This is a genomic window from Nitrospira sp., from assembly GCA_029194665.1.
Classification (GTDB): domain Bacteria; phylum Nitrospirota; class Nitrospiria; order Nitrospirales; family Nitrospiraceae; genus Nitrospira_D.
In genome coordinates this window covers 377,089-400,438 of record JARFXO010000002.1, presented here as the reverse complement: position 1 = coordinate 400,438, position 23,350 = coordinate 377,089, and the positions used below count along the sequence as shown (strand labels likewise).

Genomic DNA, 23,350 nt, shown 5'->3' with positions numbered 1-23,350 from the left:
TAGTCCATCGATTCCACATGTTCATGCGGTGAATGCGCGGATCCCATTGTTTATGGATTACAAGTCAACACTCAACCTTCCGAAAACCGAGTTCCCGATGAAGGCCAATCTGCCGCAGCGCGAGCCTGAAATGTTGGCCTGGTGGGAACAGGAGAAACTCTACGAGCAGATCCAGGCAATGGGGCAGGGACGGCCTCGGTATGTGCTCCACGATGGCCCTCCCTATGCCAATGGCCGTATCCACATCGGTCATGCTCTGAATAAGATTTTGAAAGACATCATCGTCAAGTCGAAAACCATGGCAGGCTTTCATGCGCCCTATGTGCCGGGGTGGGATTGTCATGGGTTGCCGATCGAACACCAAGTCATGAAGGAGCTTGGCGAGAAGAACAAAGACTTGGATGTCTCAGGGATCCGCAAACTCTGTCGTGCCTATGCTGAGAAATATGTCGATATTCAGCGTGACGAATTCAAACGACTCGGAGTATTGGGAGAGTGGGAACATCCGTACCTCACCATGACGCCGAGCTTTGAATCCACGATCATTCGTGAGTTTGGAAAATTTGTCGAGCGTGGCGGAGTCTACAAGGGTCTCAAGCCGGTACTCTGGTGTACACACGATCAAACGGCGCTGGCGGAAGCAGAAGTCGAATATGATGACCACACGTCGCCATCGATCTATGTGAAGTTCCCGGTCGTCACCTCACCGCCGGTTTTCGGTCAGACCTTCCCCGGCATTTCCTTTCCCGAAGGCCTGAAGCTGGTCTCCGTCATCATCTGGACGACGACACCTTGGACCTTGCCGGCCAATCAAGCGGTCTGTCTTCATCGCGACATCGACTACGCATTTGTGCAGATGGGAGATGAACTTCTCGTTATGGCCGAGAAGTTGATCGAGAGCGTGGCCAAGGCTTGCAAGTTCGAAGACTATCGGGTGTTGGGGGTGAAGAAGGGCGGAGAGGGGTTCGAGGGGTTGGAGACGCAACGTCCATTGTCCACCGGGTTGTCGCCGATTCTGCTCGGTGATTTTGTGACGCTTGACCAAGGGACCGGCTGCGTGCATATCGCACCGGGTCACGGGATGGAAGACTACATCCTCGTGCTTGAGCACAATGCCAAGGCTTCACCAGGTGAACGACTTGAAATCCTGGCACCGGTCGACAATGCCGGGCGGTTCACATCGGTCGTGCCGGAGTTCGCCGGCCAACATGTCTTGAAGGCGAATCCGAAAATCGTCGATTATCTCCAGGCGAATGGACGCTTGCTGGGGCATGGCTCGCTGAGCCATTCGTATCCTCACTGCTGGCGGTGCAAGAGCCCGGTAATCTTTCGTGCAACCGAACAGTGGTTTGTGTCCATGGAGACAAACGATTTGCGCAGAGAGGCGCTTGCGGAGATCGAACGGGTCCGATGGATTCCCAGCTATGGCCGCGATCGAATCAATGGCATGATCGAAAACCGTCCGGATTGGTGTCTGTCGCGTCAGCGTGTGTGGGGTGTGCCAATCCCAGGCTTTACTTGTAGTACCTGTCATCATGTCCTTGCTGACCCTGTCGTGATCGAGCATATCGCGGCCTTGATGGGATCCAACGGTGCTGATATCTGGTTTGAACAATCCGCCGGCGAACTGCTGCCTGCGGGAACAACCTGTCCCAAATGTGGTGGAACACAGTTCGAGAAAGAGCGTGACATTCTCGACGTCTGGTTTGAATCAGGTGTGAGCTATGCGGCTGTGCTCAAACCACGGAAGTGGTGGCCGTCTGACTTGTACCTTGAAGGATCAGACCAACATCGCGGCTGGTTCCACAGTGCTCTGCTGGCCGGTGTCACAACCGATCATAGGGCGCCCTATCAGGCGGTATTGACCCATGGCTTTGTCGTGGACGGGCAGGGCAAGAAGATGTCCAAGTCCGCTGGAAATGTGGTGGCGCCGCAAGATGTCATCAAACAGTCGGGGGCGGAAATCCTTCGTCTGTGGGTAGCGTCGCAAGATTATAAAGACGACCTTAGAGTCTCACCGGCTATTCTGAACCAACAAGTCGAGGTTTACCGCAAAGTCAGAAATACCTGCCGCTTTATCCTAAGTAACCTCTACGATTTTGATCCGGCGCTCAATCGTGTGAGTTTCGACCAGTTGTCGGAACTGGATCGTTGGGCGTTGTTCAAGCTTCATAATCTCGTCGATGTAGTAAGGAAGAATTATGAGAAGTTTGATTTTCGCCAAATCATCCACGAGCTAGATTACTTCTGCACGGTGAATATGAGTGCCATCTATTTAGACATCCTGAAAGATCGGTTGTATACCTTTCATAAGGATTCTCGAGCTCGTCGAAGTTCTCAGACGGTATTGTGTGATGTTCTTGTGACGTTCGCTAAGCTCATTGCGCCGATTCTAAGCTTCACCGCTGATGAAATCTGGCGCATGTTGCCGGAGGGGGTACGGAAAGAAGCTGCCACGACGAGCGTGCATCTCGCCTCCTTTCCCGAGTTCGATCCGGCTTGGGCCGATGGGAAGCTGGCCGAGCGGTGGGAGCGATTGTTGAAGTATCGTACGCAGGTGCAAGGGGTGCTGGAAGAGAGCCGCCGGGAGAAGACGATCGGCTCTTCTTTGGAAGCTCATGTGCACATCGAAGCCAATACCGATAATTTCCATTTTTTGAAACCGTACGAACAGGACCTCAGTGCCCTATTCATCGTCTCGAAAGTGACGGTAACACAAAGTCCGGAGGGTGGAGAACCACTTCGTGTGATGGTGTCGAAATCGCAAGCGGGGAAGTGCGAACGTTGCTGGAATTACCGGGAAGCGGTCGGCAAGGATACCGCCCATCCGACATTGTGCGATCGATGTGTGGAGGCGATCCGTTGAGTGTATCAAGCCTTCGCAATCTGGCCCTCGCATCAGTGACAGGCAGCATCATTTTTCTGGATCAGCTGACCAAGCAGCAGATCATGCAAACTATGCGGCTCCATGAATCGATCTCCGTCATCCCCAATCTCTTCAGTCTGACCTATATCAGAAATCCCGGGGCGGCATTCGGTCTACTGGCGGGGAGCAGCAACGCGTTTCGGATGGTCTTCTTTGGGTTGACGTCGATTTTTGCCCTTGGGCTGCTGGGCACGATTCTGTTGCGGATGCCGGAACAGGATTGGATGGGGCGTGTCAGTGTTGCGGGAATTCTCGGCGGCGCAATCGGGAATCTCATCGATCGGTTGCGGTTCGGAGAAGTGATCGACTTTTTGGATGTCTATGTCGAAAACTATCACTGGCCGGCGTTCAATGTCGCGGATTCTGCGATCACCGTCGGAGTGATCTTCCTGATCATTCACTTTGCCTTTGAAAAACGCACCGATCCTCCTCCTGCTTCGGAAACTTCTTCCGTCCCGTCAGACCAGTAGCATGCTCCCTGTGTGAGGAGCCGGTATTTCTAAATAGCTCGTGTTGAACTCTCATTCAACACGAACTATTACCCCCTCATGGTTATGCCGGCATTCGGACGATAAATCCGCCGGTTTCCTTGGCTTGCTTCTGCTGCTCCGCAGAGAACATGAAGAGCGGTTCGCTGTGACAGAATTGACATTCTTTCGTCGTCACTGTCGCAGTCGGCTCCCCGATGCTGACGAGGTATTCCTTGGCGAGCTTGAGGGCGGTGGCTTCATCCGTCGTCATCACATCGAAGTGAATGCGACCGCTCTTACCGTTGACCCACGTATCATAGACATGAATCGTATCCGAAGCCATGAACAACTCCTTTCAGCGGACGATCAATATGACCAACAGTCCGAGAATAATACGATAGTAGGCAAAGACGCGCAAGGTGTGCCGTTGGACATAGGTCAAGAAGACGGCGATGACGGCCCAGGCCACCAAGAATGAGACGAGCATGCCGAGGCCGAGGGCCAGAAAATCCTGGTCGGTAAACGTCCCTCGTGCCTTCCACGTTTCATACACCGTGGCCGCGATGATGGTTGGGAGGGCGAGGAAAAATGAATATTCCGTAGCAACTTTTCGATCCAATCCCGCGAGCAGACCTCCGATGATGGTTGAGCCGGAGCGAGACATACCGGGAATCAGGGAGACGCATTGTGCCAGCCCGATCCAGAAGGCATGCAGTACCGACACCTGATCCAGATTCTTGGCAGAGCTGGTCCGTTCCGTGGCTTCAACAATGAGGATGATGATACCCCCGAGGATCGATGTTGCCGCCACGGTTTGGGGAGTGAATAAATACGACTTGATCCATCCGTGAGCCAACAGACCGAGTGTGGCTGCCGGCAGGAAGGCGATTCCCAGTCCCAGCAAGAACCATAAGTTGGGGTGACTGCACATGGAGACCTTGATGCGGTTGGACCATGGTGCTGAAAATTGGTTTGCCGAGGCAGCACGCACGGTCTTCTGTTCCTGCCAGGCACCGGACAGCAATCGTCCGATTTTGTGCCGTTCAAAGACGATGACAGCCAGAATTGCGCCCAACTGAATAGAGATTTCAGCGTTGGCAGCTACGTCTCCGGTGAAGCCGAGGGCATGGCCGACCAGAATAAGATGTCCCGTGGATGAGACAGGCAGAAACTCCGTGAGTCCTTCGACGACTCCGAGAATCACGGCGAGCGCTGGACCCCATTCGTTCATGCGTGCACTGCTTGGAATAGTGCGAGGGAGGTTTCAATCCCCATGACCATGTCTGATAGAATGTGAGCGATAATCACAGAGTGACCCTGATCCGTCAAGCGCCGGATGGTTTACCGGCAATCTCTGTCGGTGGGAGGCTCTCAGGCGAAACCAATTATGTTGACAATGCCAGAATGTTGGCATACACACAAAGAACGTATCCGGAAGGGCGACTGTAACAGCCGGTGGAAGCGAACATCCACATGAAGGATGGTTAAGCCCTGAAATTCGATGGAGGGAGGATCGCATGAGAGGTGAGTGGACGGCGATAGTGTTGGTTGGAGCGGTGTTGACCACGGGTTGCGTATCCAACAAGAAATACCAGGAGGCGCTGACGGAAGCAGACACTGTCAAGATGGAACTGGAGAAGACCCGTCAACAGAAAAACGCCATGGAGCAACAGGTCCGAACCCTCAAAGAACTGAACGTGAAGTTCAGCAATGAGGGACAAGCGGCTCGCGATGAACTGCAGCGCATTGAGCATGCACGTGATGCGGAGCGAGGCACGATCGAAGGACGAACCAAGGAGCTTGAGGACAAAGTCAAAGCGTTAACGGCTCAGAATAAGAATGTGCGACAGGAATATCAGGATGTCAAACGCCATAACGACACCCTGAAAGCGCTGGTTGCCCGTTACCAAAAGGAGCTCAAGGATCGTTCCAATCCTCAAACAGCGATACTGACCCCGAGCCAGGCTCCATCCGGAACCGCTCCGGCAGCTGCTTCGGCGGCGATGAACATTAATAAGGTTTCAGCGAACGACATGGTTCTCTTTTTAGGCCTGAAGCAGGACGAGGCAGATCGGATCGTGAGCAACCGCCCGTATCGCGTGAAGGGCGAATTGGTGGCGAGAAACGTCGTTCCGAAAGAGACGTTCGACTTGATCAAGGATCGGATCTCAGTCAGTCCCTAGATAATCTCGGTCAGATTTAGGGCGATAGGAAGGGCCGTTCTCCCTACAGGAGTGCGGCTCTTTTGTTTGGATCGACAAACCGCATTCCAGCCTCCCGATTGACCCTGAGGAATAACGATCCAGCGCAGAGCCGTGGGACATCAGGTGTACGAGGTCCGGCCAGAAACAAGTTCGCCGAAGGATCGAAAATTCAGATTCAAACCTTTACAGACCTCGACTTGTCGATCGAAGCGGTTCTTTGTACGAATCATGTTCCACAACCTGCCAAAGCCCACGCGGCCCCAAGCGGCGAGATGGAACACCGACAGGGGATAATCGGTGCCGAAGAGGAGATGGTCCTGCAACTCCGGATGCTTCCGCAGATGAAGCAGCATGCGAAACCGGTTGGGTAGCGTGAGTGCGGAGATGTCGGCGTAAAAGTTCGGATAGCTCCGCGCAAAATCATGCAGCGTGGGTATGAATTTTTCGTACAGGATGAGGCCGTAGCTGCAGGCATGGGCGGCAATGACGGTCACGCCTTCATCCAGCGCCAGGCGGAGCCGATCGGGGTCTCCAACTGATTGGTCCTTGCCGATCAGGCTGAATTCATAGCCGACATGGCTGAGGAACGGCAGTTTCCGATCGACGAGGGTGCGGTAGAACGGTTTGTACCTGGGATCTGCCGGATTGAACTGCTGCGCATTCGGCAAGACCTTCACAAGGGTTGCCCCGGCCTCGGCGCAGCGGTGGATTTCCTCGACGGCGTCCTGCCGTTGCGGATTGATCGAGACGCCGGACAGCAGTTCATCGGGATAGGCTTTTGTCGTGTTCAAGACGTAGTCGTTGTTGATAAGGAAGTCCGTATGTTCTTTGAGCAACCGACCATTCCCGTCATAGACGCCGTCCATGCCGAGGATAACGGCTTTCTGTATATATCGGGACGCGCGCAATTCCTCCAGAAGGTCGTTGAGATACTTGTGATTGGCCTCGCGCGGCTTGTCAGGGGACAGTCGATGTTTCCAGAGTAAGAAGCGGAACAGCGGGCTCTTGAGCATCTTTGGCGAGATATAGCAGCCGTTGTCACCGTCAGGCAATGCGGCTAGATGCACGTGGCAATCGATCAATGATTTTTCGGTCATTCGTCACTGGTCATTGGCCATGCTTGCTGAACCATTAGCGCTAAGCACTCAGGAATCATGACTCAGCAGTTCCTTGCAGTCGTTCCATGGCGATTCGCTTTAGACCCCGCAAATCGAGCTTACCGGTCCCAAGGACCGGTAACGTCTCGACCTTGATGAACTGGTGCTTTCCCGGAATAAATAAATTTGGTAGGCCGGTCGCCGAGAGCTTTTCCAGGATGGAAGGAATGCGGGATTCCTCCAACGTATGGAGGACTGCGAGACGCTCTCCCTTTTTTTCATCCGGTAAGCCGGTCACGGCAAAGACTTGCGTATCGGTTTCAGCAGCCAGTTGCAGGGCTTCTTCGACTTTGCCGTGAGGGACCATCTCCCCACCGATTTTTGAGAAACGTGACAGCCGATCGGTAATCGTCAAAAACCCGTCCTCATCAAGGGAGGCGATGTCACCGGTGATGTACCAGCCGCCCCGCATGACCTGGGCCGTGAGGTCTTCGCGACCCAGATACCCTTTCATCACGTTCGGCCCCTTCACAAGCAACATTCCCGGTGCGCCGGCCTGCAGTGGTGTGTAACTATCAGGATCGACAATCTGCACGGATACACCGGGGAGCGGTTGGCCGACGGTCCCACGGCGCGAGGCCGGTTGATAGTAGCCCGCCGCGCGGAAGTCAGGGCAATTAACGGCGATGACAGGGGCGCATTCCGTGACTCCATAGCCCTCGATCGGACCCACTCCGAACTTATCCTCGATCGCCTGGGCGAGTCGTGGTTGCAGTTTTTCTGCACCGGTGAGGATGACCCGCACCGAGCTGAATTGTTCCGGCGTGCAGCGGCGGGAATAGAGTTGCAAGAATGTCGGTGTGGTGACGAGGAAGGTGATGCGATAGTTTCGGATGAGCTCGCCGATCGCCGCCGCGTCAAGCGGCGACGGATGAAAGATCATGGGGGCGTTATTGGACATCACGAACCAGAACACCATGTATCCGAAGGAGTGAAAGAACGGGAGGATACCGAGGACCCGTTCGTCCTGATAGAGGTGCAGTACCTGCGTGGCGCCTTGACTGTTCGTGTCGATGTTGAAGTGCGTGAGCATGACGCCTTTGGGCTCTCCGGTGCTACCGCTGCTGAAGATGATCGTGGCCAGGCTGTCTGGGGTAAGAGGGGTCTTCTGTCCGCAGGCTCGTTCGATGAAGCGGCAGGGAGCGAACAGGGCTAGCAGGGCAGCCATCACCTTTTGACCGAAATCGATTGTCTTGGCCACATCTTCGAGCCAGATCACCAACGGTCCGTCGGGTAGTTCGAGCTTGGCTTTCTCGACGAAGGTATGACTGGTCACGATCGTGCGCAGACCGGCAAGATGCACTGCGGCCTCTAAACCAGATTTCCCGACCGTGTAGTTCAAGTTCACGATGGTCTTCCCACAGAGGGGCGCCGCGACATTTACCAAGGCGGTGGCGACTGTAGGCGGCAACAAGACGCCCACTCGTTGTTGGTCCTTCCAATACGGCTGAAGCGCCCTCGCAAGGACGATTGATCCGATCAGGGCTTGTAGGGATGTGACGTGAGGGCGATTCTGGTCGGCCATGGCTAAACGCAAAGGAGCACGACGCATCGACGAAATAAATTGACGATGGAGCGGCCGACGAGTCGATTTCCTGAGCTGCCAGGCAGCCTCACCGAGCTCTCGAATCTTCCTGCGCAGCTCGTGCGCCGAGGTATCCGTCGGCAGCGGTGCGCCGAACGAAACCGTCACAGGATAGGGAAGCCGCTCCGGCACTTTCCAGAGAAAGCGGCCCCGATTGAAGCTGAAGATGCTGCCCCACACACGGTCCAGGTGGACTGGGATGATGGGGGCTGTCCGTTCTTTTACGATCCGTTCAAATCCCCTGCGGAACGGCAAGAGCGTTCCGGTACGAGTGATCTGGCCTTCAGGAAAAATGCACACGAGATTTCCATCGTCGATGGCAGAACCGGCTTCGCGGAGTGCCCGCAGAATCACTCGCAAACCTTCATGCGAGGAAATGGGAATGACTCTGAGCGCCTTCATGAAGGGCTTGAAGATCGGCTGCTCAGCATATTGCGAGTCAACGACAAACCGGACGGGACGATCCAGACTGGCGATCAGCAGAAACCCGTCGATAAAAGAGACGTGATTTGGAATGACGAGCGCGCCGCCGGATTGTGGAACATGAGACTGGCCGACGATGCGGAGGCGATAGAGTGTGTTTGTGAGAATGACCAGCATCAGCCGAATAAACGTATCCGGCAAAAACCACAGTGCCCAACCGATGCCGCCTAGAGTCATGACAGCTGCAGCCAAGAAAATGCCGGTTGTCGAGATACCGACATTGGCCAGAGAGCCACCCGCGAGCGATCCCAGCAAAATACCGGTGAAGACGCACGTGTTGGAGAACGAAATGACTGCACCGCGCCGATCGGACGGGGATTTCCATTGCAGGATGGCGTTCAACGGAACAAAGATGAATGAACTACAAATTCCCAGTGCTCCCATCATGAGGAACGTTCCTGTCAACGGGGGTGCTAGGATGCCGAGCAACAGCAATGTTAAGAACACGCCGATGGCGCCCAAAGGAATCAATCCGTATTCCACACGGTTCTTCGAAATTCGCCCGACCAGCATTGCGCCGATTCCGATGCCTACAGACAGAATGGTGAGTGGAAGGCCCGACATCGCGTCGGACAGATGCAAGACAGCTTTGGCATAGACGATGATGTTCTGTCCGAACAGGCTCGCAATCGTCCAGAACATGATTTCCATGGGAATGGCCATGCGCAATATCCGTTCGGATTGAATCGCCGCCCATGCGCCTTGGACTGTGGACCCCACCCCTCCGGCAGCACGGGCGGGCGATACTCGTGGAATCCCAAAGGCGGTTGTGAGACCGACGACCGACAGTCCGGTCAATACAAGCGGAGCCAGCCAGGTGTGGGCTCCGGACATCTGTAATAGAAAACCTCCGGCAGCGGTGCCGGTCAGAATGGCTGCAAAGGTCCACATCTCCAACAGACCGTTACCGGCGGCAAGTCGCTCATGCGGGATCAATTCAGGAAGAATGCCATACTTCGATGGACTGAAGAGGGCGCTATGCACGCCCATGCCGCATAAGACGATCAAGGGGAGAATGCCACCGGCGGGATTAAGCCAGAGCGCGACGGTGCCGGCGGACATCAGACACACCTCGACAATCTTGATGGCGATGATCACCGTCCGCTTGCTCACGCGATCGGCCAATGTGCCTCCGACGAGAGAGAGGAACACCAACGGCAGCGTAAAAATGACAAATGCCATCGCCGTCTGGGTCTGGGCGACTGTCTCCAGTTGGGGGCCCGGTGCCATACCTGCCGTGGCCTGCCGAATGGCGAGTAAGGCGACCATCAGTTTCCACGCGTTATCGTTGAATGCGCCGCAGAATTGGGCGATCAAGAGACCGCGGAGGGAATGCAATAGAGGTTGAGTTTCAGAACCGGCCGAGGTGGTCATCCGTGCGGGTTATTGTGCCTGATTTGAGAGGTTGGGGAAATAGGCAGACCTTCCAGTTCCATGATTCTCAGCGCATTCGTCGTGGGGCAAGGGCCTGGTCTGAGCCTATAGTCGAATTCCAGGGCGCCGGCCGAGACAGTTTCTTGAAAGTGCGCGTTGGTCAAACCCGGTACTGCTGATTCCAGATCCGCCAACTCCAAATCGTGGGTGCTCACGAGGCCGAAGCCCTGTCCTTGCGACAACGCGGTGATGTAGGCACGGCTGCCGATAAGCCTCTCTCGATTGTTGGTGCCCTTGAAGATCTCATCGATCAGGAACAGTATGGGCGGTAAGGTACGTTCCTGAGTCGCATCGAGGATCGTTTTGAGTCGTTTGACCTCCGCATAGAAGAAGGACAGACCGGCATCGAGAGAATCGTCGACACGGATGCAACAGGCCAACCTGCTCCATGTCCATTCAAATGAATCGGCGCAGACAGGGGCCCCGGCTTGCGCTAGGCAGAGATTGATACCGATCGTCCGTAGGAAGGTGCTCTTGCCGGACATGTTGGAACCGGTAATCAGGTGAATGGAGCCGAGTCCCTTCAGATGAACGTCGTTGGTCATACGGGTCTTGGCCGGCAGTAGCGGATGGCCGAGTCGGTCGGCGTTGAGAGCAGGAGGGGTGCCGTTTTGTTCGCCGGCTGCGATGAAGGGAGTCGGCCATGTGTAATCAGGATGGAGATAGGCAAAGGTAGCCAGAGCCGATGCCGCTTCGACTTCTGCCAAACAGTCCAACCACAGAGGGAGTGCATGCTTGATGTCGCGCTGGGTGTGAATGAGTTGTCGAGTGAACCACAGATCCCAGGGGCACAACGCGTTGACGGCAAGATGGACGAGTGGATGGGCTTTGATGCTGATCGCATGAAGCGTCCGTGCAGCGCGGTTAAGGTGCAACGTGGGACTGGCCTCACCGATCAGATTTGTCCAGACGCAAGCGAGCGCCGAGTCTCGTCGTCTTACATGCCGCTCAATGTAACCGAGGACTGTGGCAAGCCGCTCAGTTTCATGGTGAAGTCCGACGGCATGCTCCAGCAACTCTTCCCCTTGATCAGTCATGAAGTAAATCAACACATAGGCCGCGAACGAAAACATCCAATAACCGGGAAGCAAGCCGAGCATCGAAGCCGAGGCAAGGCCGATCGTGGCAAGAGCAAGGACGCTCTGAACGGCAAGTATGGCGTCTAAGCGAGGCAAGCCGATCGAATGTTCCAGCACGGCAGCCAATCGCCTACCGTTGATTTCTTGGTCTCCCGTCAGCTTGGCTTCGAGCGCAAGCCGGTCGCGAAATAAGGAACGAGGCGCCAGTTCTTTCACCAAAGACTGCCGTGCGTGCCAATGAGCGGGAGAAGGGGGTTGCTCCAGCAGCCAGCTCTGCAAGCGCTCTCTGCCATGGTCGGATACGGTGGTGTCGAGAAGATGTGTCAGCGAATGCGTGCCGAAGAGATCCAGGTCAGCGGCATATGGATGAGACTTCGGACCTTCACCGGGTCTTGGCGCAATCCCGGCCCAATCCAACGCCATTCGAGCCAGATGAGCCAGCTTGATCTGCTTCCATTGGCGCAGCCGGTGAATCCTGGTTTCCACCCTGTTATGATACGTTGCCACGGTGACGAAAATGGTAAGGAATGCTCCAAGGGCCAGGTTGCCGCTGTGATACCAGTCGAGCTTATAGAGGGTCACGGTGCCGACGAGGCCGCTGAGGAAAATAGCCAACCGCCATCGTGTGAACGTTGCGCTGGTCTTCGTTCCTTGAGTAATGAGGCGGTCGGTGCGCCGGATAACCGCCTCGATCTGGGAGTTGCGTGAGCCTGCCATATCCCGCGACCTTACTGGGAACAGGTGGTGGACGTCAAATCAGGCCTCATCTCCTGCACGGCACGATGGAAGTAGCCGATCACGAGTGAGCAATGATGATGCCGCATGACTGGGTGGATGTGTGTATTCGCGGTTCTCTGGATGCGGGGGAATTGCTGAGTCGGCTTGATGATCCGACGGTCCAGGGAGCCTGGGAAGATGTGGACGAGATTCATCTCTATTGGGCGCAAGACCACTGGAACGGAGAGCGGTTAGCTTCGGTTTGTGAAGTCCTTTCAGAGACGGCGAGTAGTGAACATTCTTTTTCAGTCACACTCGTGCCGGTTCAAGACTGGAACGACGCGTGGGCACGCTCGGTGAAGCCGCTTCGAATCGGTCGGCTGGTTATTCGTCCGACTTGGGAGTCGGTCCTGCTCGGCCTGAATGATATCGAGATCGCGCTTGATCCCAAGCAAGCGTTCGGCACCGGCCACCATGCGACGACTCGCATGCTTCTGGAGTGGCTGCAGGAAGAGATTCATGGCGGAGAACAGGTTGTAGATGTGGGGACGGGCAGCGCAATCTTGGCCATAACAGCGGTAAAACTAGGTGCGGCATCGGCCATTGGAGTCGAAATTGATTCTGTTGCCGTAGATTGTGCGAGAGAGGCTGTCGTGCTGAATGGATTGAAGGAACGGATTGAAATCCTGTGTGGGACCTTGAAGGATCTGGCACAACGAGGTTCGTTTGCCGCCGATCTTCTGCTGGCCAATCTTGATCGGCACACCATTTTAGCTCTCTCGAAGGATTTGGCTAGCCGCGCATGCTCCGGGGCGCGTCTACTGCTCTCCGGCATTCTCATCGAGCAAGAAGCGGAGATCACCGAACAGTTGTCCGATCTAAGCCTTGTCTGCGTCGGCCGACGTGAGGAAGAAGGTTGGGTGGCGATGAAATTCCTCAGACCGGAATCCTGCGACGGAGAGGCCTAACGATGTCCAGCAGGCCATCCTATCCACATGTGCATCAGATTAGCATCTCCGATGGAGGAGTTCCGAAGCTGCCGGTTTGGGAGGCTAAGGTGAGCGAACGGGGTTTGGATGGCGATCGCCAGCGGAACCTCAAGTTCCATGGGGGACCTGGCCGTGCGGTCTGTTTGTATTCGCTTGAGCTCATCGAGCAACTTCAAGAAGAAGGCCACCCCATCGATGCCGGATCATCCGGTGAAAATCTGACCGTAGCGGGATTAGATTGGGGACTAGTTCAGCCCGGCATTCGATTGGCAATCGGACCAGAAGTTGAACTCGAAGTGACCAGTTATACGACACCCTGCAGCCACAATGGGCGCTGGTTTCGAGACGATGACTTCACGCGCATTTCGCAAAAGGTCAATCCAGGCTGGAGTCGTGTCTATGCGAAAGTGCTGCAAGGCGGAGTCGTACGGCCTGGAGATGCAGTACATGTTGAGGTGTAAAAAATGTTAAACGGCGGTTAACGGTTAACGAGGAACGATTAACGGAGACATAATGGACCGTGTTCTAGAACCAGAACTGATGGACGATTCGAAGCAGGCCGACGCCTACGCGCGTGCCGATTTCGCGGAGGAGAATCAAGGATTCGTAGATCGATTTAAAGAATACTTCCCGGAGTTTACAACCGGCAAGGTGCTGGATCTCGGGTGTGGGCCGGCCGACATTCCAATTCGGTTTGCCAAACTCTATTCAACCTGCCAGGTCATCGGGGTCGATGCTTCGGCGCCAATGATTCACTTAGGAGAGCAAGCAGTAAAGCAAGCAGGGCTGACTGATCGGATCACATTACGATGCGAACGGTTTGAAGATGTGGCCGGTGCGAGAATAGTCGATGCCGTCATCTCCAACAGCCTGCTTCATCATCTCCCGAATCCGCTGCAGTTCTGGCAGAAGCTTCGTCAGCTCGTGAAACCGGGGGCGCCGGTGCTGGTGATGGACCTGCTGCGTCCCGAATCGCCGGAAGCGGCACAGGCCATCGTCGATCACTACGCTGCTCATGAGCCGGACATTCTACGCCGTGACTTTTACAACTCCCTGCTCGCCGCTTTTACGGAAGATGAAATCGGCTCACAATTGGCCCGCATGAATCTGACACGATTATTAATCGACATTCCTGATGATCGGCATTGGGTGGTTGGAGGGATCATCTATTGATGAGGAGAACACGAAAAATATGTGGCCCTGTACAGTCGAAAGACATTTTGGTGAGCACCTTGCCCTGCTGGTTCTACTAATTGTGGGTGTCTCAGTCCAACTGGGATGCGAGAGCCCCGAGACCATCCTCCTGATCGAAAAGCCGACGGAAGTTCACAGCATAGATCAGGCGCCTGCTTCTTCTGAATCTTCGGGCGCCAGTGTTCAACCGGGGAAAGTCATTGCGGTTCTGAAGGTGGGTGAGAAGACAAAAGCCATCGGTGTGTATCACGGCCAGGATTATGACGGCTTCAAGGTCAAGCTCGCTGATGGCACTGAGGGACTCATCATTGCTGGCGATACATTCAAAATCGTGACTCATTGAGACACGTGATCTGAAGATACTTCGATCCGTCTTTCTTCTCCACAGCTTGTCCGAGATCGGTCGAGCCGTGGGGGTACACGGTTCGACAATTTGACTCACTATAACATCCCATGGGCTTGAAGAGGTGTATGGCAGGATCCGACCTCAATTTCTTTGACCTTAACCAGTCTTCGTATGGTGCGCCCCGTTGTCGAAGGGACTAGCCGAGAATTTGTGCAAGTGCCTGTCGCAGGTGCACTTGATCCGATACGGTGAGTCGTCCGAGCTTCTTCAGAATTAGCGCCGGAGCAATCGTCGTCAGGACTGGTTTGAGCACGGACGGCTTGAGCAGTCCGGCTCCCCGCCAGTCTTCGACCACCACCTCCCCGAGAGCGTCTGCGGTTGGCTGCTGACTCGTGACCGCCATGATGATCAGGTCGGGGCGCGCCCGATGATAGGCGGTACTGCTGATGACAACCGCTGGGCGGTGCTTCGTGGCGGATTGATCGGTGAAGGGAAATGGGACGAGGACGATTTCCCCGAACTCATAGCCGGTCATAGTCGGCGTCGTCGGGATTGTCCCAAATACGGGCGAAGGCGGGTTCCGCGACTTGGCTGGCAGCCTGGGTCAATCGATGTTCTTCGGCTCGACGCTGGACCAGGAAGTCGACAAAATGCTCCACTTCCACCACCTGTTCAGGGGGAAGATGGCGAAGCTTTTCGAGGAACGCTTGTTCGTGTACGCTCGTCATGATCGTTTGTCCTGCTGGCGGCTACCTTACAACGAGCGCCGCCAAAGATCAATTACTGACGTGCAATCCTTATGGTCAGGCGTTGATCACGTTCTGGACGAGCTGCCTTTACGGAGGAACGAGGTCGGCTCGCAGCTGGCCCGCATGAATCTCACGAGATTGTTGATCGACATCCCGGATGATCGGCATTGGGTGGTCGGTGGGATTATTTATTAAGCAAGAGGCGAAACGCACCGGTCAAACCATCCCCGGGTTCGCCTAGGGTTGTTGAAACATGCTATTCTAGCGGGTGACGTATGAGTGGGATCCAAAGAAGGCCGAAGCAAACCGACGGAAGCACGGCGTGTCCTTTGAGGAGGGGGCTACGGTATTTCAAGATATCAACGCAATGACCCTTGAAGACCCGGACCATTCAGATGAAGAGCCCCGGGAAATTACTGTTGGTCTATCGAGATCGGGTCGTGTATTGTTCCTTTCGCATTGTGATCGTGGAAAGTGAATTCGAATCATAAGTGCGAGAAAAGCAACTTCAAAAGAAAGGCAACAGTATGCGGAAGGCATCCTCTAAAGCAGAGAAAGACGATCTTCGACCGGAGTACGATTTGACCAAGCTGAAAAAAGCCGTGCGCGGAAAATACTATAAGCACGCTATGGCGGGAACAAATCTTGTGCTTGTCGATCCAGACTTGGCAAAAGTATTTCCCGATTCGGCTTCCGTAAACCGAGCCTTGCGGGTCCTGTGTAACGCCGCCGGCAAGTCAACTCAGCCATCCAGACGTTCAAGCAAAGGCTCGATCCATCGTAAGCGATCGGCTGCATAGCTCGCACAGGGGTCGCGAGCTTCCTCATCGCTGATACATTCAAAGTTTAACCATAAATTTGAGGGGGAGGGTCGTCCGGGGTAGGTGTAGCGCGGCCCAGCGCGACTGGATATGCCGCTCAGGTTAACGAAAACGACAATATTTTGCCCAAAACTCAATACACGCTTTGACACGGAACGATGACCAGCCAATGAGACCTGATGGAGAACAAAAGCTACTACATACACCTGGCCCACGAAGAACCAAGCTCAAGAATTCAACTCGCAGATTTCTAAGAAGAGTCCAGAACTTTGTTATTGACTATGTCGCAATCGCGTTTGTCATGTTGATAGTCACGGCGGTGTTCGAGCCGGTATTTAGACATGCTCTTTCAGACAAGGTGCCTGATCTTCTCAATTTCCAGTCCCGCTTATATGAAGCAGTTGGGCATCTCAACCCACTAAATTTAACGGAGTATTTATTCGGGGAGTCTGTGGGTTTTCTTTGGAAGCCCATTGGCGCTTTTTTCGACGGTATCCACAACTTTATTTATCGGTTATCGGCCTGGGCAGAAACCACGCATAACATTCCCCACACCCTCACTCTTTTCGTATCTGCTCCAATTGTTTTCATTGTCCTTATAGTGCAGGTTGCTCTTTTGTGGGCCACTTTCTTTCTAGTTGTAGTAAGTTCGCCCGTCTTACTCCCGATCATTGTAATTTCGAAGGGAAATGCGCTGGAAACCACGTTAGTCGTTGTAATTCTCATTCCTTTGTCGGTGTTTATGGCAAGGGTCGTGATTTTCGACAGGAGCTTGGAGTTCTGGGACTGGGAGTTCGGGGAGAAGGTAGGGTTTTGGGGTCTGGCTTCGTTCACGGCGCTCGCTATCACCTCGCTCTTCTATTTGCTTATGCAATTGGCGATGGTGGGTTCACTTTGGGCCTTTGGCCAATTGCTGGGCTTGGCAGCGACAGAGGCCGCTGCCTCAGGCTTTGTTAGCTTTGTTTTGGTGTGCGCCGGGAAAACAGCCGAGCATTCATTGACGGAGCGAGTGGTTCGTGTAATTAAGAGCTGGCTCCTAAGATGACTCTCAAATTGTCTTCTTGCCCGCGCTCATCGTAAGACCCCTGCCTGTCGAAGGCCCGGGCGTACTTTGCCGCGTCACAGTCTCTGGGCTACTGCAGCACATCCGGCGGGGTTTTGAGGAGTTTGGCGAATCGATTCTTGTCGATGGATTTTTCGTACGCCTCCTCGGCCGAAATCCATTTCTTTGTCAGTAGATCCTGAATCGCGTCATCTAAGGTCTGCATGCCGACGTTTTTCCCGGTCTGCATCAGCGAAGCGATCTGAAACGTTTTGGCGTCCCGGATGAGATTGCTGACGGCCGGGGTACAGACCAAAATCTCCGGTGCTGCACATCGCCCCTTCTTGTCAATTCGCTTGAAGAGATTCTGTGCGACCACGACGTGCAGCGCCGTGGAGAGGGTGTTGCGAATTTGCGGCTGCTCCGAGGAGGGAAAGACTTCGATGATGCGGTCGACGGACTTGGCGGCATTCTCCGTGTGCAGTGTCCCGAACGCCAAATGCCCGGTTGCCGCGGCCTCCACCGCCAACGCGATGGTCTCCAGATCCCGCATCTCGCCGACAAGAATGATGTCCGGATCCTCTCGGAGGGCTCCTCATAAGGCCGAACCGAAGGTGATGGTGTGGAGCCGAAATTAAGGGGGCACATCTTGTTCTGTGCATGCCAGTGAGCAGCGCTCAGGGCAACACTAGGCCGCGGTTTTCTTAGCTCGAATGTCGGCACGGTGGCCTGTTGCGGCAAGTACTCGAATCAACACGTCTGTAGAGACACCCCGCATTTTCTCATTGGCAATGGCCATCACTCTGGTTTTCGATGGTCTGGCCCGCTTTGTGATGTCCGCGTGGATGAGCTGTTCGGATCGGATGATCTGAGCGAGTAAGTTGGCATTTCCTAGGTTGCATCCCGGATTCTTACCTGGAGCCGCACCACAGCCCCCAAGCGGGCTAAGAGATCAATCAGCGCGTCCGTACTGAAGAGGTCGAGCCGTCCCCGAAGGAGATCGGTCACGCGGGGCTGTGTCACACCGCGAATCTTGGCCGCGGCCTTCTGCTTGAGGCGTCTGGACGCGATGAGCTTCTGCACATGGATGATGATGTCCGCGTGGACCAACAGATGTCGGCTTCTTCGCGCGGAAAGCCGATATCCCGGAAAACATTGCCGCTGGATTTTATCAGCTTGAGTGTCATGGCTCTTCTCTCCCTGTGTTCATCACCACTCAATGTTGGGGGAGGAGGACTTGATGCTGTTTTCTGGAGACAAGGATATTGTGCTTATGACTAGGCGACTGACAGATGTTTTATTAGCCAATCGGCAATGATCTGGGTCATCCGTAGGAAATCTGGACCCTTCGTAAATTGATGGTCCGCTCCTGGTAGCATCTCAAGGTGTTTCTTGACTCGAAGCGCTTCATAAAGCTGTTGACTTTGATGAAGCGGAACATGCTCGTCCTTGTCGCCTTGTACGATGATGGTTGGAGCCGTGATTGATTGCGCGGGGGCATAAGCGATCTGCCGGAGAGCATCTTCATAAAAGCCATAGTGAAGCGGGATTCGGTCGGGGCCACCCATGATGTTCGGAATCTTGTCGGTTGCCTTCCATTGAGCCATTCCATCATTTCCGAATTCGAGCCGTAGCTCTTCGGCGAAGTCGACGACCGGACATTTCAGGGCGAGACAGGTTAAGTCCGTCCGTTGCGAAGCAGTCAAGATCGAGACCAGACCACCGAAACTTGATCCCATCAGACCGATGTATCGATACCCGCGATCCGTCATGAGATCGACTGCTCTCTGTGCCTGTTCAACTGCCAGGCTGACGGTAATCTGATCGAACGGACCCTCGCTTTCCCCCTGTCCGAAGAAGTCGAAGCGGAACGTGGCGATGTTTTGGCCGATCAGCATGCGGGTCAGCGCATTGTTCGTCGAGCTGGTCTTCGATGAAAGAAACCCGTGACAGAGGATGGAGACCTTATCCGTCCCTCCATTAGGGGTAGTCAAAATTGCGGCTACCCGATGGCCGTGAGGATCTAGAAATGAGAACCGTTTTTCCACGGAAGGGATTGTATCAGAATCGATGTCCGGGGTCAGGAAGAGAGAGCCTGGCTGGAGGACCTTCAGGCAGTGAGCTTAAGTTCGTCGGTGGAGATCTGTCCTGTCCGAAGCTGGTCCGGTTTCTTGGCGATAATCGAAGTGAGCTTCACTGAAAAGATAATCAAGCCGGTCATCAAGAGGGTTAGGCTGGTCCAGCTTGCAACGCGGATGTAGAGGGATGTCAAGGGCACATTCCAGGTCAGTGCTGCCAAGATGCCGAGTCCCATGGTTCCTAGGTTGAAGGTGACGATTTGAACGGTACTCCATCGGTTCATCATGGTCGTGAGTTGATCAAGATAGGGCCCTCGCCTCTTATGACTCGAAATGCGATCGGTCGCAAGGGCGATTGGAATCAGGTAAGAGAACGCGCCCATGATGGCGTTTATGATGAAGCCGACGAATACCATGTGCGTGTAGGCCACAAGGTGTAGTTTGCCATAGAGTAACACTGGTGGACTGGAGAGGTTATTTGCTCCTACAAGCACGCCAAGAATGATGGTAAAGATGAGAAAGAACGCGCTGACGAAGAGATGGTCCGAGGCGGCGCTTCCGGGTTGGGATGAGGAGAGCCACGATCGGAACAGACTGCCGGTCCAGAGTATCCCGCCCAGGAAAAGAATCGCGCCGGCGGCTAGTTCAATCAAGACCGATGAGTTCAAGAATCCACCGATCAAAACGGCCATGCCTATCGGCATCACGATCGTTCCTATCCGGGCAAGCATAGGGCTCAAGAGCGGTCTGTTCCAAACCGTCGGCAGGAGATGGTGCACCATCCCGACGATGGCCAAGACCACAAAGCCAAACACCACCAGATGGATGTGCGCGAGCCGCATGTAGCCATGCGATTCCTGAACGAACCCGAGCGCCATGATTTCTCCGCAGGCCGACCCGCCAACCAGGCAGAGGAGGGAGACCGTGTAATACCAGGACCCTTTGATTGAGGACGTCCAGGCCCGGCTCACACGCCTCCAAACGGAGTGGATGACAGAAAGAAACGCAGCGATCACCACGAAGCCGCCTCCAACCACGATCACGTCCCGATGCAGCCAGAACCCCACGAGCATTCCGATCAGGCCACCGTTCATCGCCCAGAATGTGAGGGGATGTGAGTCTGCTTCTTTTCGGTCTGCCGAGTTCGGGGGAGGGATGAGTAGGAGAAATCCGCCGAGAATGGACTGAGTTATACCGCCGACCAGGACTGCATGGACATGGAGCGTTCTGACCCACGCCGGCAACGGGGTGCCATGAATCAGCCCGACCAGGGTTGTCATGCCGACAATCGACGCCAGCACCAGCCAACCGAAACTCGTGATGCAAAACGTGAGAGGAGGAATCGTTCGTGCGAACATCGGCCTGTGGTTATCGCTCCAGGAAATAAAAATGGTCTGTCGGGCCTTGTCCATGGCCGATGGCCAACCCATGCCGGATTGTTTCCGTCACGTAGGACTTGGCGGCTTGGGCAGAATCCAAGACGGATCTCCCTCGTGCAAGATGAGCCGCCAATGCGGAGGCGAACGTACAGCCGGTGCCATGAGTGTGGCGTGTCTCGATGAACTCTCCCTTCAAAACGTTGAAAAACCGCCCATCATAGAGCAGGTCGGTCGCCCGTTCATTGAGCAGGTGACCGCCTTTGATCAGGACATGCCTGCATCCGAAGCCATGAATCACTTTGGCTGCCCGTCGAGCGTCGGCCAACGAGGCAATTGCGATTCCCGAAAGCTGCTGCGCCTCATGCACGTTCGGGGTCACGACCAAGGCGAGAGGGAGTAACTTCGACTTGACGGCCTCGATGGCGTCCGGCCGCAAGAGGGAATGACCGCTCTTGGAGATCATCACCGGGTCCACAACCAGATTCACGACATTTTGAGGTTTCAGCATCTTTACGACCACTTCTATGATGGCAGCGGAAGACAACATCCCGGTCTTCACCGCCGCAACGTCGAAATCATCGAAGACTGCGTCGAGCTGCGATGCAATGATGGCCGGCGGCAATTCAAAGACATCCGTCACTTCTTCGGTATTTTGAGCCGTGATGGCCGTGATGACGGACATGGCGAACACACCGTTGGCTGACATGGCCTTGATGTCCGCCTGGATGCCTGCGCCTCCGCCGGAATCCGAGCCCGCAATTGTGAGCACCTGTTTCAACGTATTCGACATGACTGATCCTTTACGGAGTTGTCAGCACGGACGAGCACTCTCAGAAGTCCGGTCAGACGCATGAACTGAATGCCATTATACTCAGCGAAGGTCTGCTGTCTAGCGGGCCGTAAATAAATGGTCTGGTTGAACGCAAAAAGCGGTGAACGGTTTGGACGGTGGTCGTTTACGTGGTACGAGCGTAACCAGACGCGTCCCAAGGTGGGACAGGCGACTACCTGCCTTTGTTAATAACGAATGACACACGGTCGCTCACCCGTTGCTTGCACGCCGCAGCGTTCAGCTGTGAAGCCGGTACTTTGTCTGGTTTATCGCCTACTTCGCCGTCGTTCTCTAGCTCCCTGCTGACTCATTGAGGCCGCTAGGTTGGTTGCCGCCCCTGTGAGTAAGCCTTAGGTGGGGTTTGACAAGGGCGCTTGCTAGTGGAGTACACTGCCACCCCTATAGCTGTAGCTCCTCATTCACTCCTACTGTCCAAGGAGGACTCAATGCAGAACAGCTTCTGGTTGAAGATACTCAGCGCAGCAAGTCTGTTTCTCTTGTGCGTCACGAGTTGGGTTGGTGCCGAAGAACCGGCGGGTGCCGTCAATGAGGCACGCTTGGTCGCACAATACAATTACTCAATTCACATCTTGGCCATGTTGCTGGTCGGCTTCGGATTTCTCATGGTGTTTGTCCGGCGGTATGGTTTCGGGGCAACGACCGGTACCTATCTCCTCGTCGCAACCGGATTGCCTCTCTACATATTTTTGCGCGCCAACGGGATGGTGGGGCATACGATACAGGCCCATTCGGTCGAGACACTGATGCTGGCCGAATTTTCGGTGGCGACTGCGTTGATCGCGATGGGAGCGGTGCTCGGGCGATTACGCGTGTTTCAATACGCGTTACTCACGCTGGTATTGGTACCACTCTATGCGTTGAACGAATACTTGGTGTTGGACAATGGCTCGGGGCTCACGAAAGGGTTTCAGGACTCAGCGGGATCGATCATCATCCACGCGTTCGGGGCTTATTTCGGATTGGCCGCGTCGCTGGTTCTGACGACTGCGGAGCAACGGAGTCAACCGATCGAGTCCGATCCAACGTCTGATCGGTTCGCGATGCTCGGTTCCATGGTCCTGTGGCTGTTTTGGCCGAGTTTTGCAACCGCAATTGTCCCCTTTGAACAAATGCCCCAAACCATCGTGAATACAATCCTTGCTCTGAGCGGCGCCACGCTTGCCACCTATTTTCTCAGCGCATATTTTCATCATGGGAAGGCCTCGATGGTGGATATGGCCAACGCGACGTTGGCGGGTGGTGTCTCCATCGGCTCGACCTGTAACCTCGTGAGTCCCGCAGGCGCGTTTGGTATCGGATTGCTGGCCGGTGCGCTCTCGGTGATCGGGTTCGTCTTTATCCAGCCCATGCTGGAATCGAAAATCAAACTGATCGATACCTGTGGCGTGCACAATCTGCATGGAATGCCGGGGCTCCTAGGCGGACTCACTGCGATCGTCGTCGTTCCGAGTGTTGTCGGCGTCCAACTCGTGGGCATCGCGATGACGCTTGGCATTGCCCTTGTCGGTGGGGTGATTGCCGGTATGATGATCAGAGCCACGGGTACGACGGAACAGGCGTACGAAGACAGCCATGAGTTTTCCCATGTGCCGGGGCCTGAGAGCGAACGTAAGGTTGAGGAGCTCGCGTTAGGCGCAAAGGCCGATATCGAAGCCTTGCAAAATGAACTGCTTGCTCGCACAGGGGTGCGCATCTCTCCTCCTGTGCGAGAGGAGTCGAGACCGATCGCATGACCCATCTACAGGGAGGGCCGACGCGCTCATAATGTGGGCTAGTCGGCTGAGGAAGAACCCGACTTGTATGCTGCGACAGGGCTGTTATCAGCCGAAGAACTCAGCCTGAGC

The 23,350-nt window shown here is 54.9% G+C and carries 22 protein-coding genes and 1 pseudogene; 11 read left to right on the top strand and 12 right to left on the bottom strand.

The genetic code is table 11. The annotated features are described in order from the left end of the window. The first annotated feature begins 52 nt into the window (after positions 1-52). Both ileS and lspA read left to right on the top strand, forming a co-directional pair. Positions 53-2,866, top strand: coding sequence for an isoleucine--tRNA ligase (gene ileS / locus P0119_07565; GenBank protein MDF0665920.1), 2,814 nt, complete (start codon positions 53-55; stop codon positions 2,864-2,866). Then, a complete protein-coding gene (gene lspA / locus P0119_07560; protein MDF0665919.1) occupies positions 2,863-3,396 on the top strand; it encodes a signal peptidase II in 534 nt (177 codons plus the stop codon). Before ileS ends, lspA begins: the two co-directional genes overlap by 4 nt. An 82-nt stretch (positions 3,397-3,478) precedes the next feature. Here lspA and P0119_07555 read toward each other — a convergent pair whose 3' ends face one another. Beyond that, positions 3,479-3,739, bottom strand: coding sequence for a DUF2024 family protein (locus P0119_07555; GenBank protein ID MDF0665918.1), 261 nt, complete (start codon positions 3,737-3,739; stop codon positions 3,479-3,481). A gap of 12 nt (positions 3,740-3,751) precedes the next feature. Then, positions 3,752-4,627: an undecaprenyl-diphosphate phosphatase gene (locus P0119_07550; GenBank protein MDF0665917.1), complete on the bottom strand. Its 876-nt coding sequence runs from the start codon at positions 4,625-4,627 to the stop codon at positions 3,752-3,754. Positions 4,628-4,913: 286 nt separating this feature from the next. Between P0119_07550 and P0119_07545 the strand changes: the two genes are divergently transcribed. Then, positions 4,914-5,579, top strand: coding sequence for a hypothetical protein (locus tag P0119_07545; protein ID MDF0665916.1), 666 nt, complete (start codon positions 4,914-4,916; stop codon positions 5,577-5,579). Between the two features lie 140 nt (positions 5,580-5,719). Here P0119_07545 and P0119_07540 read toward each other — a convergent pair whose 3' ends face one another. Genes P0119_07540 through P0119_07530 form a run of 3 tightly spaced genes read right to left on the bottom strand, consistent with a single transcriptional unit; the run spans position 5,720 to position 12,055 of the window. Then, the gene (locus tag P0119_07540) at positions 5,720-6,697 is read right to left on the bottom strand and encodes an amidohydrolase family protein (GenBank protein MDF0665915.1); all 978 of its coding nucleotides are present in this window, start codon (positions 6,695-6,697) and stop codon (positions 5,720-5,722) included. Positions 6,698-6,752: 55 nt separating this feature from the next. Then, the gene (locus P0119_07535; protein MDF0665914.1) at positions 6,753-10,199 is read right to left on the bottom strand and encodes an acyl-[ACP]--phospholipid O-acyltransferase; all 3,447 of its coding nucleotides are present in this window, start codon (positions 10,197-10,199) and stop codon (positions 6,753-6,755) included. Next, entirely contained in the window at positions 10,196-12,055 is a 1,860-nt protein-coding gene (locus tag P0119_07530) for a MutS family DNA mismatch repair protein (protein MDF0665913.1), read from the bottom strand. The genes P0119_07535 and P0119_07530 overlap by 4 nt, the downstream gene beginning before the upstream one ends. A 92-nt stretch (positions 12,056-12,147) precedes the next feature. Between P0119_07530 and P0119_07525 the strand changes: the two genes are divergently transcribed. From P0119_07525 to P0119_07510, 4 genes are all read left to right on the top strand, one after another. Next, on the top strand, positions 12,148-13,023 hold the full coding sequence (locus tag P0119_07525; protein ID MDF0665912.1) for a 50S ribosomal protein L11 methyltransferase: 876 nt from the start codon (positions 12,148-12,150) through the stop codon (positions 13,021-13,023). A gap of 89 nt (positions 13,024-13,112) precedes the next feature. Then, a complete protein-coding gene (locus tag P0119_07520) occupies positions 13,113-13,505 on the top strand; it encodes an MOSC domain-containing protein (GenBank protein ID MDF0665911.1) in 393 nt (130 codons plus the stop codon). Between the two features lie 52 nt (positions 13,506-13,557). Beyond that, positions 13,558-14,217 carry a class I SAM-dependent methyltransferase gene (locus P0119_07515; protein ID MDF0665910.1) on the top strand — a complete coding sequence of 220 codons (660 nt, stop codon included), beginning with the start codon at positions 13,558-13,560 and terminating at the stop codon, positions 14,215-14,217. Then, a complete protein-coding gene (locus tag P0119_07510; protein ID MDF0665909.1) occupies positions 14,180-14,581 on the top strand; it encodes a hypothetical protein in 402 nt (133 codons plus the stop codon). The genes P0119_07515 and P0119_07510 overlap by 38 nt, the downstream gene beginning before the upstream one ends. A gap of 199 nt (positions 14,582-14,780) precedes the next feature. On the opposite strand, the gene P0119_07505 is transcribed toward P0119_07510, so the two are convergent. Continuing rightward, positions 14,781-15,119 carry a type II toxin-antitoxin system PemK/MazF family toxin gene (locus tag P0119_07505; GenBank protein ID MDF0665908.1) on the bottom strand — a complete coding sequence of 113 codons (339 nt, stop codon included), beginning with the start codon at positions 15,117-15,119 and terminating at the stop codon, positions 14,781-14,783. Further along, on the bottom strand, positions 15,106-15,312 hold the full coding sequence (locus tag P0119_07500; protein MDF0665907.1) for a hypothetical protein: 207 nt from the start codon (positions 15,310-15,312) through the stop codon (positions 15,106-15,108). Before P0119_07500 ends, P0119_07505 begins: the two co-directional genes overlap by 14 nt. 548 nt (positions 15,313-15,860) lie before the next feature. Here P0119_07500 and P0119_07495 point away from each other — a divergent pair. Together P0119_07495 and P0119_07490 are read left to right on the top strand one after the other, a co-directional pair. Beyond that, positions 15,861-16,133: a hypothetical protein gene (locus P0119_07495; GenBank protein ID MDF0665906.1), complete on the top strand. Its 273-nt coding sequence runs from the start codon at positions 15,861-15,863 to the stop codon at positions 16,131-16,133. Positions 16,134-16,323: 190 nt separating this feature from the next. Further along, positions 16,324-17,199 (top strand): hypothetical protein, encoded by an 876-nt coding sequence (locus P0119_07490; GenBank protein MDF0665905.1) that lies wholly within the window; start codon positions 16,324-16,326, stop codon positions 17,197-17,199. Positions 17,200-17,287: 88 nt separating this feature from the next. On the opposite strand, the pseudogene P0119_07485 reads toward P0119_07490, so the two are convergent. Both P0119_07485 and P0119_07480 read right to left on the bottom strand, forming a co-directional pair. After that, a pseudogene (locus P0119_07485) lies at positions 17,288-17,776 on the bottom strand (ATPase, T2SS/T4P/T4SS family). Positions 17,777-18,087: 311 nt separating this feature from the next. After that, positions 18,088-18,279 carry an XRE family transcriptional regulator gene (locus P0119_07480; GenBank protein ID MDF0665904.1) on the bottom strand — a complete coding sequence of 64 codons (192 nt, stop codon included), beginning with the start codon at positions 18,277-18,279 and terminating at the stop codon, positions 18,088-18,090. Between P0119_07480 and P0119_07475 the strand changes: the two genes are divergently transcribed. Continuing rightward, positions 18,280-18,477 (top strand): hypothetical protein, encoded by a 198-nt coding sequence (locus tag P0119_07475; GenBank protein MDF0665903.1) that lies wholly within the window; start codon positions 18,280-18,282, stop codon positions 18,475-18,477. On the opposite strand, the gene P0119_07470 is transcribed toward P0119_07475, so the two are convergent. The 3 genes from P0119_07470 to thiD all read right to left on the bottom strand — a co-directional run bounded on the left by P0119_07470 (position 18,474) and on the right by thiD (position 21,443). After that, positions 18,474-19,244 carry an alpha/beta hydrolase gene (locus P0119_07470; GenBank protein ID MDF0665902.1) on the bottom strand — a complete coding sequence of 257 codons (771 nt, stop codon included), beginning with the start codon at positions 19,242-19,244 and terminating at the stop codon, positions 18,474-18,476. The genes P0119_07475 and P0119_07470 overlap by 4 nt on opposite strands. A 62-nt stretch (positions 19,245-19,306) precedes the next feature. Beyond that, a complete protein-coding gene (locus P0119_07465) occupies positions 19,307-20,704 on the bottom strand; it encodes a hypothetical protein (GenBank protein MDF0665901.1) in 1,398 nt (465 codons plus the stop codon). Beyond that, positions 20,643-21,443, bottom strand: coding sequence for a bifunctional hydroxymethylpyrimidine kinase/phosphomethylpyrimidine kinase (thiD, locus tag P0119_07460; GenBank protein MDF0665900.1), 801 nt, complete (start codon positions 21,441-21,443; stop codon positions 20,643-20,645). Before thiD ends, P0119_07465 begins: the two co-directional genes overlap by 62 nt. Positions 21,444-21,931: 488 nt before the next feature. Between thiD and P0119_07455 the strand changes: the two genes are divergently transcribed. After that, positions 21,932-23,239 (top strand): hypothetical protein, encoded by a 1,308-nt coding sequence (locus P0119_07455; protein MDF0665899.1) that lies wholly within the window; start codon positions 21,932-21,934, stop codon positions 23,237-23,239. The last annotated feature ends 111 nt before the right edge of the window (positions 23,240-23,350 follow it).